Source organism: Halopiger goleimassiliensis, assembly GCF_000455345.1.
GTDB classification, from domain to species: domain Archaea; phylum Halobacteriota; class Halobacteria; order Halobacteriales; family Natrialbaceae; genus Halopiger_A; species Halopiger_A goleimassiliensis.
The window spans coordinates 273,813-290,120 of the sequence record NZ_HG315690.1 but is presented as its reverse complement, the minus strand read 5'-3'; the positions used below and the strand labels follow the sequence as shown (position 1 = coordinate 290,120).

At 66.9% G+C, this 16,308-nt stretch carries 15 protein-coding genes; 14 read left to right on the top strand and 1 reads right to left on the bottom strand.

Going from position 1 to position 16,308, the window contains the following annotated elements:
* Positions 1 to 37: 37 nt before the first annotated feature.
* The 6 genes from TX79_RS01490 (at position 38) to TX79_RS01465 (ending at position 5,554) form a co-directional block, all read left to right on the top strand.
* Entirely contained in the window at positions 38 to 409 is a 372-nt protein-coding gene (locus tag TX79_RS01490) for a DUF3209 family protein (protein ID WP_049925302.1), read from the top strand.
* Between the two features lies 1 nt (position 410).
* On the top strand, positions 411 to 1,730 hold the full coding sequence (locus TX79_RS01485) for an outer membrane protein assembly factor BamB family protein (RefSeq protein WP_081655456.1): 1,320 nt from the start codon (positions 411 to 413) through the stop codon (positions 1,728 to 1,730).
* Between the two features lie 137 nt (positions 1,731 to 1,867).
* On the top strand, positions 1,868 to 3,082 hold the full coding sequence (locus TX79_RS01480) for a hypothetical protein (RefSeq protein ID WP_049925301.1): 1,215 nt from the start codon (positions 1,868 to 1,870) through the stop codon (positions 3,080 to 3,082).
* A gap of 2 nt (positions 3,083 to 3,084) precedes the next feature.
* A complete protein-coding gene (locus TX79_RS01475; RefSeq protein ID WP_049925300.1) occupies positions 3,085 to 3,648 on the top strand; it encodes a hypothetical protein in 564 nt (187 codons plus the stop codon).
* A gap of 60 nt (positions 3,649 to 3,708) precedes the next feature.
* The gene (locus TX79_RS01470) at positions 3,709 to 4,629 is read left to right on the top strand and encodes a hypothetical protein (protein ID WP_049925298.1); all 921 of its coding nucleotides are present in this window, start codon (positions 3,709 to 3,711) and stop codon (positions 4,627 to 4,629) included.
* Between the two features lie 52 nt (positions 4,630 to 4,681).
* Entirely contained in the window at positions 4,682 to 5,554 is an 873-nt protein-coding gene (locus TX79_RS01465) for a hypothetical protein (protein WP_049925296.1), read from the top strand.
* A 41-nt stretch (positions 5,555 to 5,595) separates the two neighbouring features.
* On the opposite strand, the gene TX79_RS01460 is transcribed toward TX79_RS01465, so the two are convergent.
* The gene (locus TX79_RS01460; RefSeq protein WP_049925295.1) at positions 5,596 to 5,844 is read right to left on the bottom strand and encodes a hypothetical protein; all 249 of its coding nucleotides are present in this window, start codon (positions 5,842 to 5,844) and stop codon (positions 5,596 to 5,598) included.
* Positions 5,845 to 5,951: 107 nt separating this feature from the next.
* On the opposite strand from TX79_RS01460, the gene TX79_RS01455 reads away from it, so the two are divergent.
* From TX79_RS01455 to TX79_RS01420, 8 genes are all read left to right on the top strand, one after another.
* Positions 5,952 to 6,383, top strand: a complete 432-nt coding sequence (locus tag TX79_RS01455) for a universal stress protein (RefSeq protein ID WP_049925294.1) — start codon at positions 5,952 to 5,954, stop codon at positions 6,381 to 6,383.
* Positions 6,384 to 6,439: 56 nt separating this feature from the next.
* Entirely contained in the window at positions 6,440 to 6,934 is a 495-nt protein-coding gene (locus tag TX79_RS01450; RefSeq protein WP_049925292.1) for a universal stress protein, read from the top strand.
* Positions 6,935 to 7,031: 97 nt separating this feature from the next.
* Positions 7,032 to 9,011 carry an acetate--CoA ligase gene (acs, locus tag TX79_RS01445; protein ID WP_049925290.1) on the top strand — a complete coding sequence of 660 codons (1,980 nt, stop codon included), beginning with the start codon at positions 7,032 to 7,034 and terminating at the stop codon, positions 9,009 to 9,011.
* 123 nt (positions 9,012 to 9,134) lie between these two features.
* Entirely contained in the window at positions 9,135 to 11,372 is a 2,238-nt protein-coding gene (locus TX79_RS01440; RefSeq protein ID WP_049925289.1) for a bacterio-opsin activator domain-containing protein, read from the top strand.
* 248 nt (positions 11,373 to 11,620) lie between these two features.
* A complete protein-coding gene (acs, locus tag TX79_RS01435) occupies positions 11,621 to 13,600 on the top strand; it encodes an acetate--CoA ligase (RefSeq protein WP_049925288.1) in 1,980 nt (659 codons plus the stop codon).
* Between the two features lie 56 nt (positions 13,601 to 13,656).
* Entirely contained in the window at positions 13,657 to 14,079 is a 423-nt protein-coding gene (locus TX79_RS01430; protein ID WP_049925286.1) for a DUF4212 domain-containing protein, read from the top strand.
* Positions 14,079 to 15,806, top strand: coding sequence for a sodium:solute symporter family transporter (locus TX79_RS01425; RefSeq protein WP_049925285.1), 1,728 nt, complete (start codon positions 14,079 to 14,081; stop codon positions 15,804 to 15,806). The genes TX79_RS01430 and TX79_RS01425 overlap by 1 nt, the downstream gene beginning before the upstream one ends.
* Positions 15,807 to 15,808: 2 nt before the next feature.
* Positions 15,809 to 16,267, top strand: coding sequence for a universal stress protein (locus tag TX79_RS01420; RefSeq protein WP_049925283.1), 459 nt, complete (start codon positions 15,809 to 15,811; stop codon positions 16,265 to 16,267).
* Positions 16,268 to 16,308: the final 41 nt, after the last annotated feature.

Genomic DNA, 16,308 nt, shown 5'->3' with positions numbered 1-16,308 from the left:
ACCGACTCGACGAACACCAACACGAACCACGAAACCCATGAGCTGTCACGAAATCGAAGCGCTACGACTCGGACTGATGAACGTCCTCGGCGTCGGGGACGAGAGCACCCGCGAACACGCACAGTCGGAACTCGAGGGCCACCTCGAGGGACCGATCGAAGGAATGGCCCGTGCCGAGAGCCTCTCGGAACTGCGACGCCACCTCGATGCGGCGTTGGTCGACCTCGAAGAGGAGGTCGCCGCGACGGCTTCCGACGATCCCGAGTACGACTACCTGCGCGGACGCCTGCTCGAGGTCCGCAACGCCGAACGAGCGATCGATCGCCTCCACGCGCAGGGCGCGAGCGTCGTCGACGGACTCGGCGAGGCCCACGATACGCTCCACGAGACGTTCCCCGTCGAGGAGTAGGATGCCCGGAGCAGATACGGACGGCGATCGACGGAACGACGTCGGCGGGGACCGACGAGACGGCGCTGCAGCTGCTACGGCGGCGTATCGATCGGTTTCGCTCGGCGAGATCGATCCGGCCCGTAGCCGCCACATGTGGACGCGATCCGCGGTTACCGTGGCCGAGGGTGGCGACCTCGTCCTCGCCGGTACGTGGGACGGGACCGTCACCGCCATCGAGGTCGGGTCGCTCGAGCCCCGCTGGTCCGTCGAGCATCCGGATCACCCGGTCGGCATCGCGACGCTCGCGGACGGGGGCGCGGAGAACGCGGAGAAGATCGTGGTCGCCGGCCGCGGGGACGCCGGATCGATCGCGACGTACGACGCCGCGACCGGCGAGCGGCGCTGGCGGTACGATACCGTCGCCGATATCGGCGAGGCCGACTCGGAGAGCCTCTTTCACCTGCCGTACGTCGTCGCGCTCGAGACGGATGGGGAGACGCTCTACGCCGCAGCCCGCCGGTACGAACGCGACGGCGAGAGCCGCCGCTGGTACAGCATTGTCTACGCGTTCGAGGTGGACGGCACCGTCCGGTGGACCTACGAGACGGACGCCTCGCCGATCGCGATCGACGTGGACGACCGCGGCGACCGACTGGGCGTCGGATACAACCGCTGTCTCGGCGACCACGACACCGGACTCGTGGTGCTCGAGGCCGAGACGGGCGACCCCGCGTGGACCTGGGATCCGGGGACCGAGGGCGACAGACGCGTCGGCGACGTCGCGTTCGACGGCGAGGCCGTTGCAGTTGCGAGTCACGGTGACAAACGGGGGTATCTGCTCGGTCGGAAGGGTGCCGAACGATGGTGTGTCGACCTGGCCGTGGAGACCGAAATCGACGGCGAGACGCTGTACGCCTACCCGAATCACGTCGCTGCCGAGAACGGCAGGGTGACGTTCGTCACCGGTAACACGTACGCGGTGGAAAGCCGAGAGACGGCGGACCGCCACCCGAACGAACACCGCATTGCAACGTTCGACGCAAACGGCGAATTGGTGTGGACGGACGCGCTCGAGGGGTTCGTCCACGCGCTCGCCACGACCGGCGGGACGATCGTCGCACCCTGCGCGCAGAACTTCCGCGTCCGCGATCCGGAGACGCACGCGATCCGCCGGTTCGATCGAGAGTCCGGCCCGCGTGGAGTCGCTCACCTCGAGGGCGTGGCGACCGCTGGGGCGGTCGCGGACGGAACGCTCGCCGCGATCGAAGAACCCGTCGCGTACCACGACGAGGGCGAAATCCGGGGCGCGTACCGACTCCACGTCGGGTCTCTCGAGTAACGTTTTGAACTACAGCCCGGGACCTAACCGCAACGACCGGTATCGGGGTCGATCAGTTTCTGACAGGATCCCGCATTCGACAGTCGCACACGCAAGGACAACCACCACAACGCTCACGGACGTGGCGTTTTCGTATAATGACAGCGGACCTAGGAGATGACAGCGCCGAGGAGTGTCCCGATTCCGTGCCAGTCGGCGACGCCTCGAGTGACTGTCAGGTGGACGATCAGGCGACCGACTCGGAACTCACGGTTCTAACTGACGGCGGACAGGCGGAGATGTCCGAGCCGGACGAGGACGAAGGGGCCGAAGACGCCCAGGCCGAGGACCAGGCAGCCGACGAGGAAGCCGAGAGCGAGGAAGCAACCGACGAAGGGACCGAAGACGAAGCTGAAGTGGAGGACGAGCAAGCCGACGAAGCGCCCGAAGACGAGGCCGAAACAGAGCAGGAGGGAGAAGAGGAGGAAGCGGTCGACGAAGAGGGCGAAGATGAAGCCGAAATCGAAGAAGGAGAAGAGGAGGAAGAGGCCGAGGACGAAGCCGAAACCGAGCAAGAGGAAGAGGAGGAAGAGGCCGAGGACGAAGCCGAAACCGAGGAGGAGGAAGAGGCCGAGGACGACCGCGAGGAGGGCCACGCCGACGACGCAGAGGAGGTCTACGAAGGTGACGACGCATCCGGCGTCCTCCACCTCGATCTCGACGGACTCTTCCTCGACCTGCTCGGTCTCGAGGTCAATCTGAATCCCGTGACGCTCGACGTCTCGGCCAGGCCCGGCGGGAACAACCTGCTCGGGAACCTCCTGTCGGCGGTGACCGGGTTGCTCGACGGCCCCGGGGCGATGCTCGACAAAGCGAAATCACTGCTCGCCAAGCCCCTGGAGCTACTCAAGGCGGCACCTGGGAAGGCCAAGGAGTGGCTCACCCAGCTGCTGGGTATCGGTGGCGACGAGGGCGCAGAGGGAGACGAAGAGTCGGAATCCGGAGGCGTCATCTCTCGAGTCGCCGGCTGGATCCGATCGATTCTGGGCAAGCCGGTGTCGTGGCTCCGCGGGCTGTTTGGCGGTGACCAGGCCGAGGAACCCGACGGCGAGGAGTCGGAAGACGAAGCCGAGGAAGCCGAAGGAGAGGCCGAAGAGGACGAGTCCGAGGAAGAAAGCGAGTCGGAGGGTCCGCTCGCCAGGCTCGCGGGCTGGATGAAGGACCTGCTCGGCGGGCTCGTACCGAGTTTCCCGACCGAGGAGATCGTCTCGACGATCGTCAGCCAGGTGCTCGAGCAACTCATCGATCAGCTCGAGCCGGACGAAGGGGCAGGTAACGGCGAGCAACCGGATGCAGCGGAGGAGGCAGCCTAACGATGAGCGACGAAGGCGAAACCGTGGCCCAGCGAATCGACTACGAGAAGATCACCGAGAACGTCGACGTCCAGAACCTGATCGAGGGTACCCAGTGGGAGGACGAGATCGACGAGGACAAACCTCTGGGGGCGGCTCTCGGGGGGCAGATCGGAGCGATGATCGGCCGCAAGGTCGGCGAGAACCTCGGGCGGACGATCGGCAAGATGGTCGTCGACGAACTGCTCGGTGCCGACGAAGCCGAGGAGGAATCCGAGGAACAAGCCGAGGCCGAGGAAGAGGAACTCGAGGACGAGTCCGAGGGGGAAGATCTCGAGAAGGAGGCCCAAGAAGACGAACTCGAGGAGGAGACGGACGAGGAGGGGGCCGAGGAAGAAGCCGAGGACGCCGGCGAGGAGACCGACGAAGAAGCCGACGAGGAATCCGCCGAAGACGCCGGGGAAGAATCTGCGGAGGACGGGACGGAGGACGACGAAACTGAGGAATCGTCCGAATCGGAGGAGAACACCGAGCAGTCGTCGGACTCGGCGGAGGATTCCGACGAATCGGAATCCGAGGAGGAGTAACGATGGAACTGCCAACTGACGTCCCGGCCGATTTCCGGCCCGTCGCTCGAGGTGAGCCCGATGAGTGAGGACGGACTCAGAGCGTTAGTGGCCCAGGAGGTCAGCGACCAACTCGAGGTGTCCGATCTGCTGGGCGACGGCAGCATCGAGGAGAGCATCGACGGCGGCGAAGTCGGTGCGGCGGTCGGCCGCCAACTCGGCGAACGCGTCGGGCGCGAACTGGGGACGGCGATCGGTCGCGCGATCCACGAAACCCTCGAGGAGGGACTCGAAGCCGAGAAGAGCCGTTCCGAGATCCAGTCGGATCTCGCGTCGGCGATTCGGGACGCGTTCCGCGAGACGCTCACGGAGAGCGACGCGACGGAGTCGGTCAAATCCCTCGCCGGGACCGTCACCGAGGGAGAGGGGCTGGAGGGACTCGTCGAAACTGACGTCGGCACGGAGAGCGACCAAGCGGGCGACGAAGAATCGAGTGGCGCGGCCGAGAGCGCTCGAGACGCCGCGGAGTCGGTCGCAGAGGGCGTCAGCGGGGCCGCCGCGGACGCTACCGACGCCGTCAGCGGCGACGAGGCGGAGGTAGACGGCGATTCCGACGACGAGGACGAACTCGAGGAGGACGCCGCCGAAGCGGAACCGGCCGAGGACGAGTCGGCGGACGAGAGCGACGTGGACGAGACCGATGCAGACGAACCGAGCGAGGAAACCGAGGCAGCGGAAGACGAGTCCGATGCCGACGATACGGCGGAAGCAGCGGGCGAGGGCTCCCAACCGTCCGCCGAAGACATCGCGGACCTCAGACGGGAAACCCTCGAGGACTTCCTCGGGGTGATGTCTTACCAGGACCTCCAGTCGGTGGCCAAGGACGTCGGCGTCAAGGCCAATCTCAGTCGCGAGGAGATGACCGAGCGGATCGTCGAGACGGTCGCCGACGAGAACGACGAGGGCGAGGACGACTCGGAGCAAGCGGCCGAAGCGAGTTAGCGCCGCTCGCCTTCGACGGCGATCGGACCCCGGTACTCGAACGCGCTATACCATGACTCAGAACACACACGAAGAGGTAACCGAAATCCTCGAGGACGCCGATCGATCGACCCGATCACTGGTCTCGGCGGACGACGGGAGCGGCCCGTCCCTTCAGGAGACGGCCGCCCGGGCCAGCGAGTTCCTCGAATCGAACGCTCCCGAGGAGATTCTCGACGCGGTGGGACTGAATACGCTGCCCGACGGGAGCGAACCCGACTCGATCCCCGAAGCGATCGCTCGCGGCGACGACGAGGATCTCGAAGAACTGAACCGACTCCTGCACCTCGCGAAACTGACCGAGACGGCGGACGAGGAATCGCTCGAAGCGACGGCGGGAACGCTTCGGGAGCACGTCGACGACGAGCGGACCGAGGCCGACGGCGAGACGGGTGACGAAGCCGGAGACGAGACGGAATCCGACGAAACCGAGACTGACGAGGCGGGCGACGAGTCCGAAACGCCGGCGGAAGAGGAGGAAGAAGACGGCTCCCTGATCGATACGATCGCCGGCGAAGTGACTGGATCGGACGAGGGGGGAGACGAGGACGAATCCGATCTCGGCGACGCTCTCGGGTCGGCGCTCGAGTCGAGTCTCACGGAGTTCGGCGACGAGATGCAGGGGCTGCGCGATCGACTCGAGGCGGCGCGGTCGGATACCGAGTCGAACGGGGAACGCGATGAAGACGGCGAGGGGGAGGCGTCGGACGACGGGGACGAACCGGACGAAGACGACGGACTCCTCGGAATGGACGTCGGTGGTGACGACCGGCGCTCGAGTTCGCGCGGCGTCGTCCGTCACTCGACGATGGCACCGCCGCCCTCGAAGCGTCCGGATATGAAAGGCACGGCCCGACATTCGACGATGCCGGACAGGAACGGCTGAGGAGGTTCGGATCACCCGCCCGTAATCGGACGCAGGTCGGCTTACTCGTCGCTCTCGTTCCGCCAGTCGTCGATGAACAGCCGTGCGCCCATGACCGGGATGAAGAGGAAAAACGCCGTGAGACACGCGCCGACGAAGATCCCCTGGATGTACTGTGGCGTCAGCCCCGGCGTCACCAGCCAACTCGAGACGAGAACGCCGCCGACGACCGAAACGACCGCGAGTACGACCAGGTCCCTGCGTTCGACGGGGACTTCCTCCGATGGACCGGTCCCTGGGTTGTCCGACATATCGGCTCTTGCGAACCGCGATATATAGTGCTACCGTCATGGGAAATCCGATCACGAGTCGCTCCTTCGGGGGTACATCCTTGGGGGCCGGGGCCGTAGCGTCGCGCATGTACGACGCTCTTCTCGTCGCGACGGACGGGAGCGAGGCCGCCGACGAGGCCGTCGAACACGCGGTCGGACTCGCCGCCGACCTCGAGGCACGGGTGTACGGCGTCGCCGTCGTGGACTCACGAACCGAGTACGACAACGCGATCGTCGATCCCGAGACCGCCGAGGAGCGTCGGCGGGAACGGGCCTCCACGTGGCTCGAGACGATCGAGGAGCGAGCCGAAGCCGCGGGGGTAGCGGTCGAAACGGCGATCCGAGCCGGCGTCCCGCACGAGGAGGTGCTCGCGTACGCGGACGAGCGCGACGTCGACGCGGTCGTCGTCGGGTCCCGCGGGCGGTCGTCGTTCAAAGGGTCGTTGCTGGGGAGTACCGTCGATCGCCTCGTCAGGACCGCCGATCGGCCGGTGCTGGTCGTCGACGCCCCCGCGTAGGCCACGGAATGTTCGAAGCCGAACATTTACCTCGCCAGTTGTCGTGACCACACGGTATGGCACTGCTCGTTCCGTTCGACGGCTCGGAGTTGGCGACGAAGGCCCTCGAGAGGGCGTCGACCTTCGGGGACCTGCTGGACGAGGACGTCGTCGTACTGACCGTCATTCCGGACGACGCCGAGTACGCCAGGGAGCGCAACTGGATCACGCAGGGTGAGCCGTTCGATCCGGAGGCTATCGCCGCGGGACTGCAGCGTCGCGCCGACGACGTCGCACCCGAGGCGACGTTTCGAACCGAACGAGTGAGTTCCGACGAACCGACCGCGACCGCGACGACGGAGGTCGTCCGCGAGATCCGTCGCGTCGCTGCCGAGATCGACGCCAGCGTCGTCTTCATCGGCTCCGAGAACGCCGGCTCGGTGATCGCCCCGCAGTCGAGCGTCGGCAGTCCGGTGGCGAACGACTCGCGCTACGACGTCTACGTCGTTCGCAGACCCGAGGAGGACGTCGACCCCGACGAGATCACGGACGTCGACTCGATGGGCGACTGAGGCCGTTGCGTGGCCCAGCGACCCGCGGATCGACCCGTCCGCCGTCCCCGATTTCGGGCAACGTTTATTCCGCTGACCATCCTGGGTTGCCACGAGCATGGATGACCGGAACGGCCGGGGACGCGACCGGCCGGCACCGACCGGAGCACGCCATAGCCCTCCCGCGTCGTTCGTCGAGCAGGCGAACGTGACGGACGATTCGATCCACGAGGCGTTCGACGAGGAGTGGCCGACCTGCTGGGAGCGGGCCGCCTCGCTTCTCGAGTGGGACGAGCCCTACGACGCGGTATTGGACGCCGAGGACGCACCCTTCTACCGGTGGTTCACTGGCGGGCGGTTGAACGCCGCGTACAACTGCATCGACCGTCACCTCGAGGCCGGCCGCAAGACCCACGCCGCGATCCGGTGGGAAGGAAAGCAAGGCGAGCGCGAGACCTACACCTATCAGGACCTGTCCGTCGCCGTCGACGAGACGGCCGCGGCCCTTCGCGAACTCGGCGTCGGCGAGGACGACGTCGTGACGGTCTACCTGCCGATGATCCCCGAGTTACCGATCGTGATGCTGGCCTGCGCGCGGATCGGTGCGCCCCACTCGGTCGTCTTCGCCGGTCTCTCCGCGGACGCGCTGGCGACCCGGATGGAGGCCGCCGACAGCGAGTTCCTCGTCACCTGTGACGGCTACTACCGGCGGGGCGACGCGTTCAACCAGAAGAGCAAGGCCGACAACGCCCGCCTCGCGCTCGAGCAGGACGTCCGAACGGTCGTCGTCGATCGCCTCGGCGACGACCTTCCCCACGTCCTCGGCGACGACGAGTGGGACTATCACGACCTCAGGGATCAGTACGCCGGGGCGACGGTCGATCCCGTCCCTCGGGACGCCGAGGACATGCTGTTCCTGATGTACACGTCGGGGACGACCGGCGAGCCGAAGGGGGTGGTTCACTCGACGGGCGGGTACCTGGCCCACGTCGCGTGGACGACCCACGCCGTCCTGGACGTGAAACCCGCGGACAGCTACTGGTGTGCCGCGGACATCGGTTGGATCACGGGCCACTCCTACATCGTCTACGGCCCCCTCGCGCTCGGGACGACGACCGTGATGTACGAGGGGACGCCGGACTACCCGGACCGGGATCGACTCTGGGAGATCGTCGACCGGAACGCCGTCGACGTCTTCTACACCGCGCCGACGGCGATCCGCGCGTTCATGAAGTGGGGGACGGAGTACCCCGAGAAGCACGACCTCTCCTCGCTGCGCCTGCTAGGGACCGTCGGCGAACCGATCAGTCCACGCCCCTGGAACTGGTACCGTAAACACATCGGCGGCGGGGAGTGCCCGGTCGTCGACACCTGGTGGCAGACCGAGACCGGCGCGGTCACGCTCTCGACCCTGCCGGGGATCGACGACATGAAACCCGGTGCCGCCGGGCCGCCGCTGCCCGGGATCGAGGCCCGCGTCGTCGACGCCGACGGCGATCCGATCGAGCCAGGCGAAACCGGCTACCTCACGCTCTCGAGACCGTGGCCGGGGATGGCCCGGACGCTGTACGACGGCGACGACCGCTTCCGCGAGGAGTACTGGGACCGCTTCTCGGATCCCGACGCCGACGAGTGGCACTACTTCAGCGGCGATACGGCCACCGTCGACGAGGACGGCTACGTCACGGTCCTCGGCCGAGTGGACGACGTGATCAACGTCTCCGGCCGGCGGCTGAGCACGATGGAAATCGAGAGCGCGATCACCGACGTCGACGGCGTCGCCGAGACGGCCGTCGTCGGTCGCTCGAGCGACCGCAACGGCACCGACGTCTACGCGTACGTGAGCACGGAACGGGAGGTCGACCCCGACGACGCCCTCCGACGCCGGATCGTCGACAGCATCGAGGCGGCGATCGGTCCCATCGCGCGACCCGAGGAGATCGTGTTCACGCCCGAACTCCCGAAGACACGTTCGGGCAAGATCATGCGCCGACTCCTCGAGGCCGTCGCGAACGGTGAGGAACTGGGCGACACGAGCGCGCTACGCAACCCCGAAATCGTCGGTGAGATCCAGGCCGGGCGCGGGGACCACGACTGATTTCGCAGATCCAGATAACTCGAAACCCGTTGATAGCACGTACCGACGCTACAATCGGGACCCAGTTCGTATTCGGTCGATACAGCGATAGGATTATGTTCGTCTCAATGGAAACTGCGAAGCATGGCTCTCGAGGGGAGTCGGGACGAGATTCTCACGCGGCGGCAGTACGAGTCGTTGCTCGACGCCGCGGAGACCTACCGGGAGGCGCTGGTCGTGCGGTTGTGCGGGGAAGTCGGCCTCCGGCCGGCCGAACTCGCGGCGGTGACCATCGACGACGTCGAACAGGTGCGGATGGATCCGCCACGATACCTCGTGCGCGTTCCCGGCGTCAACGGCCGGGAGGGGCGAACCGCCTACCTGCCGACCAGAGTTGAGCGAGAACTCCGCCGATACGCACGGAGTAACGGCCTCTCGGCCGAAGACCGGCTCTTTTCGGTGACGCCGCGTCGCCTCCAGATGCTCGTCGCCGACGTCGCCGACCGGGCGGCCGAGACGTTCGACGATCCGTCGCTTGCGGACGTCTCCTCGAGCGATCTCAGACACTACTTCGCCCGTCGGTCATTGGTCGACCTCGAGGTGAACCCGAGCGCCGTCAAGGCCGCCGGCGGCTGGGGGAGCTTCGAGGCCCTCGAACCGTACTTTCCGGAGCCGACGGATGCCGAACTCGTCGACGCGTTCGCGTCCGTCGAGCGAACCGGCGGCCCGGGCGGGGAGCGGTCCCGGTCGGAGCCAGTGGTCGGCGACGACAGCGTGATCCGGCTGTTGCTCGCCGCCAGCGACCGCTACGCGCTGTTACGACTCGACGAGGAGGGGTACGTCGACCGCTGGAACCGCAGCGGCGCTGCGCTGTTCGGCTACCGGGCCGGCGAAATCGTCGGGACCCACGTCTCCGCCTTCTACCCCGAGGAGGCCGTCGAGGACGGCGTTCCCGAGCGGATTCTCTCGACCGCCCTCGAGGAGTCGGGCACCGAGACGGAAGGCTGGCGTCTCCACAAGGACGGCTCGCGGTTCCGTGCCGCGGAGGTGATCTCGCCGCTACGGGACGACCGCGGTCGGCACCGGGGCTACGCCGTCTTCGTCCGCGACGTCTCCGCACAGCGGGCGGCGCTCGAGGCCGTCGAAAACGAGCGAGACGCGCTCGAGCGTCAGTACGCGATCGCCCGCCGGCACCGGGCACTGACGCGGGCGCTGCTCGACTCGAGCGATCACGAGGAACTCGAGACGAACGCGTGTGGATCACTCGCCGCCGGAGACGCCTACGACGCGGCCTGGATCGACCGGCAGACGACGTCCGATCGCCGTCGGGAGTGGCGGACCGTCAGCGGTCTCAGTCCGGAGGCGGTCGACGGCCTCGCGCCCGAGCGTTGGGACGAGACGGACGGGATCGGGACCGATGACGGTGAGTCGACCGGTGGCGCTACCGGGGACGAGGACGACCTACCGATCGCGACCGCGGACGTGCGCACCGACCTCGACGGCGAGTCGGCCGACGCCACCCTCGCCCGCGTGCCGCTCACCTACGGCGATACCACGTACGGCACGCTGACGGTCGCGACGAGTCGGGCGGACGCCTTCGGGACCGAGGAGCGACGGTGGCTCGCGACCATCGGCCGTCAGGTCGGGTACGGTATCGCGGCCGTCCGCCGGCGGAACCTCCTGCTCTCGGATCGCGTCGTCGAACTCGAGGTCGTCTGTCGGGACGACGCCTCGTTCTTCGTCGACGCCTCGAAGCGACTCGACTGCCGGTTCGAACTCGACTCGCTCGTCGCGGTCTCGGAGTCGACCAAACTGTACTACCTCCGCCTCGAGGGGGCCTCGCCGGCCGCGGTGTTCGATCTGGCGGCGTCGGAACCGAACATCGACGACTGTCGACTGGTCGAGACCTACGAGGGCGGCTGGCGCGTCGAGTTCGTCGTCGAGGGGTCCTCGCCGACGCTGACGCTGACCGAGTACGGCGTGACGGTCGTCGACGCGGTCTTCGAGGACGGAGCGGCGACGATCACCGGCGAGTCTGCCGCCGACGCCGACCTCCGGACGATCGTCGACGGGCTTCGAGCGGCGTTCCCGGACTCGGAACTGGTCGGCAAGCGGGCGGTCGAGCGGACCGTCCAGACTGCCCGGGAGTACCGCGAGGGACTCGAGGACCGACTGACAGACCGTCAGCAGGCGGCGTTGCGAGCGGCCTACTTCGCCGGCTACTACGACTGGCCCCGAGAGAGCACGGCCGAGGAGGTCGCCGACGCGATGGGCATCTCGTCGCCGACGTTGCACAACCACCTGCGGAAGGGACAACACGAACTGTTGCGAACCTTCTTCGACGATCCGGCCGAGGAGATGCCCGCGGGAACGGAGGAATGACCGGCGCTCGAGCGGAGGGTCCTGCCCGTCTAGAGAGTTTGGCCACGTGGACGGACGAACTCAGGCCGGAGGTAGCCGGTCTCGAACGGCTCGTCGCGCCGGGACGTACCGGAGACTCGATCGCCCGATACGCCAATATTCGAAGAGATATCGACGTAACGAACCCTCGTGCCACTGGATAACCCGGAAGGTTTTGCACAGCTAGAGTCGCACTTTACTATCGCTGTAGTAGATTGGTTGTCTGTATCATGTCACAGGAGGAAGGCAGTCTCGAGGCACGACTCGAGGAACAGGAGACGTTCGAGCCGCCCGAGTCGTTCGTCGAGCAGGCCAACGTCGCGGACCCGGACATCTACGACGAGTTCGCGAACAACTGGCCGGACTGTTGGGAGCGGGCAGCGAACCTGCTTTCGTGGGACGAACCGTACGACGAGATGCTGGTCGACGACGACGCCCCGTTCTACGAGTGGTTCACCGGCGGGAAGCTGAACGCGTCGTACAACTGTCTCGACCGCCACGTCGAGGAGGGTGCGAAGAACCGCGCGGCGATCAAGTGGGAGGGCGAACTCGGGGAGACCCGGACCTACACCTACGGCGACCTGCTGCACGAGGTCGAGGCCTTCGCGGCGACGCTCCGGGAGCTGGGCGTCGAGGAGGACGACGTCGTCACGCTGTACATGCCGATGATCCCGGAACTCCCGATCGCGATGCTCGCGTGTGCCCGCATCGGCGCACCCCACTCGGTCGTCTTCGCCGGCTTCTCGGCGGACGCGCTAGCGACCCGGATGAACTCGGCCGACAGCGAGTATCTGGTCACCTGCGACGGCTACTACCGCCGGGGTGACGCGCTCGATCACCTCAGCAAGACCGAGGAGGGCCTCGAGGGCGTCGACCACGACGTCTCCGACGTCGTCGTGGTCGACCGCCTCGGCGACGACCTCGAGCACTCGCTCGGGGAGCGCCAGCACGACTACGACGAACTCGTCGACGAGCACGCTGGCGCGTCGGTCGACCCCGTCTCCCGGGACGCCGAGGACATGCTGTTTCTCATGTACACCTCGGGAACGACGGGCAAGCCCAAGGGCGTCAAGCATACGACCGGCGGCTACCTCGCGTACACGGCCTGGACGAGCCACGCGGTGCTCGACCTGAAGCCGGCGGACACCTACTGGTGTTCGGCGGACATCGGCTGGATCACGGGCCACTCCTACATCGTCTACGGCCCCCTCGCGCTGGGGACGACGACGATGATGTACGAGGGGACGCCGGACTACCCCGAGAAGGACCGCCTCTGGGAGATCGTCGAGAAGAACCAGGTCGACGTCTTCTACACCGCACCGACGGCGATCCGCGCGTTCATGAAGTGGGGGACAGAGTACCCCGAGAAACACGACCTCTCCTCGCTGCGCCTGCTGGGAACCGTCGGGGAGCCGATCAATCCGCGCGCGTGGAAGTGGTACTACCAGCACATCGGCAACGAGGAGTGCCCCATCGTCGACACCTGGTGGCAGACCGAGACCGGGGGCATGATGATCACGACACTGCCGGCGATCAACACGATGAAACCCGGCTCTGCCGGCCCGCCGCTGCCGGGGATCAGCGCGAAGGTCGTCGACTCCCAGGGCGAGGAGGTCGACGCCGGGGAGGCCGGCTACGTGACCGTGGACAAACCCTGGCCCGGGATGCTCCGGACGCTGTACGACAACGACGAGCGGTTCGTCGAGGAGTACTGGGAGGAGTACTCCGACCCGGACGCCGACGAGTGGGTCTACTTCCCCGAGGACGGCGCGAAACTCGACGACGACGGCTACATCACCATTCTCGGCCGAGTCGACGACGTGATCAACGTCTCCGGTCACCGCCTCGGGACCATGGAGATCGAATCGGCCGTGGTCGGCGTCGAGGGCATCGCCGAGGCGGCCGTCGTCGGCGGCGACCACGACGTCAAGGGTGAGGCCGTCTACGTCTACGCGATTCCCGAGGAGGGGTACGAGGATCAGGAGGCCGACCTCCGCGAAGCCGCCGAGGAGGCGGTCCTCGAGTCGATCGGTCCCATTGCGCGACCCGAGGAGATCGTGTTCACGCCCGAACTCCCGAAGACCCGTTCGGGCAAGATCATGCGCCGACTCCTCGAGGACATCGCGAGCGGAAACGAACTCGGAAACACGTCGACGCTCCGGAACCCGGACGTCGTCGAAGACATCGCGGACCAGGTCGGGGCGGACTGACGGGCCAGTAGGTTTTCGAACGCACAGCGTGAGACTACACCAGCGATACACAAATCATGTCAGATAATAACAGCCACGACTCGGGTGACCACGACTCGGGTGATCTCGAGACCGACGGTGGCGTGACGACGGAAGCGTACCTCGACGAGGAGATAAACATCTTCAAACCGGCGACCCCGTTCATGCGGGATCACCTCCGCGTGATCTGGGCGGCCTTTATCGGCTGGGCCCTGGTCGTGTTCGGTCCCACGACTCTGACGTTGCTCGTGCCGGACGTGATGACCGGGACGACCGTCCTCGGCGGCTACCCGTTGCACTTCATCCTGACTGCGATCGGGGTGCCGCTGGGTGCGCTCGTGCTGTCGGTCGCCTACGCAGTGCAGCGCGACCGACTCGACGCCAAGTACGGCATCTCCCACGAGGAAGAGGAGGAATCGGACGCGAGCAGCACCGTCGCGACCGACGGAGGTGACGACTGATGTTCGAACTGGTCGATCCGGTGGTGCTCCAGGAGACGGCGCTGGACGTCGGCGAGTTCAAACTGGTGCCCGCGCTGACGGTCGCCGCGATGCTCGCGCTGTTCCTCGGCGTCGGCTACTTCTTCCGCGTCGCTGCGGTCGACGAACTGTGGGTCGCCGGCCGGTCGATCGGGTCGATCGAGAACGGGATGGCGATCGGTGCCAACTGGATGAGCGCCGCCTCGTACCTCGGCGTCGCGGCGACGATCGCGACGCTTGGCTACTTCGGGCTGGCGTACGTCGTCGGCTGGACGACGGGCTATTTCATCCTGCTCATCTTCATGGCCGCCCAGTTCCGCCGGTTCGGGAAGTACACGGCCCCCGACTTCGTCGGTGACCGGTTCTACTCGGACTGGGCGCGCGGTCTCGCCGCGTTCACCACGCTCGCGATCGCGTTCGTCTACGCGGTCGGCCAGGCCAGCGGGATGGGGCTGATGGCCCAGTACATCTTCGGTGTCTCCTACGAGGTCGGCGTCATCCTGCTGATGGGCGTCACCATCGGCTACGTCGCCCTCTCGGGGATGCTGGGGACGACGAAGAACATGGCGATCCAGTACGTCATCCTCATCATCGCCTTTACGCTCGGACTTTACGCGACCGGCTGGGCCCAGGGCTGGTCGCTCGCGCTCCCGTACCTGGAAGCCGGGTCACAGATGGCCGAAGCTGCCAGCCTCGAGGCGCAGTTCGTCGAGCCGTTCGCGAACGCGAGCTACTACGGCTGGATCGCGCTGGCGTTTAGCCTGATCGTTGGGACCTGCGGGCTCCCACACGTCCTCGTGCGCTTCTACACGGTCGAGAACGAGCGGACCGCCCGCTGGTCGACCGTCTGGGGCCTGTTCTTCATCTGCCTGCTCTACTGGGGCACCGCGACCTACGCCATCTTCGGCGGCCTGCTGTACGCGGACGGACCCGGCGCAGGCACGTTCACCGACATGGCGGGCGTGGAAGCCGACGCCCTCGTGGTGTTGACCGCTCAGCTCGCCGAACTGCCGACGTGGTTGGTCGGGCTGGTCGCCGCCGGTGCAGTCGCGGCGGCGCTCGCGACCGCCGCAGGGCTGTTCATCACGGCCTCCTCGGCGGCCGCCCACGACATCTACACGAACCTCTACAAGCCGGACGCGACCCAGCGCGAACAGCTGATCGTCGGGCGAACGACGATCCTCGGGATCGGGGCACTGGTCACCCTCGTCGGGCTCAACCCGCCCGCGCTGATCGCCGAACTCGTCGCGATGGCGTTCGCCATCGCCGGCTGTATCTTCTTCCCCGTGTTCTTCCTCGGGCTCTGGTGGGAGAACACGACCAGGGAAGGGGCGATCGCGGGCATGCTCACCGGGATGGTGATCTCGTTCGGCGCGATCCTCAACGATACCGTGATCCCGATGTACACCGGCGTCGAGGAGGCGGTCGTCCCGGAACTCGCGACGTGGGTGCCGGCGACGGCGTCCGCACTCGTCGGCGTACCGATCGTCTTCGCCGTGATCGTCGTCGTCTCGATCGCCACGGACGACCCGCCGGTCGAGATCAAGCGCCTCGTCCGCCAGTGTCACAGCCCCGAGCCGATGAGCCGCATGGAAACCGCCGAAGACGTCGCCACCGACGGCGGCACGACCGACGGGGACGTCGCCACTGACGGCGGTACGGTCGACGACGAGGCTGACGACGACAGCGAGACTACGGAGGGGACCTAACGATGTACGACACGATCCTCGTCCCGACGGACGGCAGCCACGTCGCCGAGAACGCCGTCGATCACGCCGTCGAACTCGCATCGACCTACGACGCCGAGGTCCACGCGCTGTACGTCGTCGACCTGGACGCGATGGACGTCGCCGTCGGCACCGAGCAGATCGATCGCTTCAAACAGGGCGACCTGAGCGACCTGCCGGAACTCGAGCAGCGGGCGCGAAACGCCACCGGCTACGTCGCGGATCGGGCGGCCGACGCAGGGCTCGAGGTCATCGAGGCCGTCGTCGCCGGTAATCCGCACAAGCGGATCGCGACCTACGCCGACGACCACGACGTGGACCTGATCGTCATGGGTTCGGCCGGCCGCGGCGGCGTCCGACGGATGTTGCTCGGCAGCGTCGCCGAGCGCACCCTCCGGGCGACGGACCGGCCGGTGCTCGTGGTCGACGTCCGCGAGGAGTAACGAGAGGGCAGTAACCGACCTCCTGTGCGTTCTTTTCGACT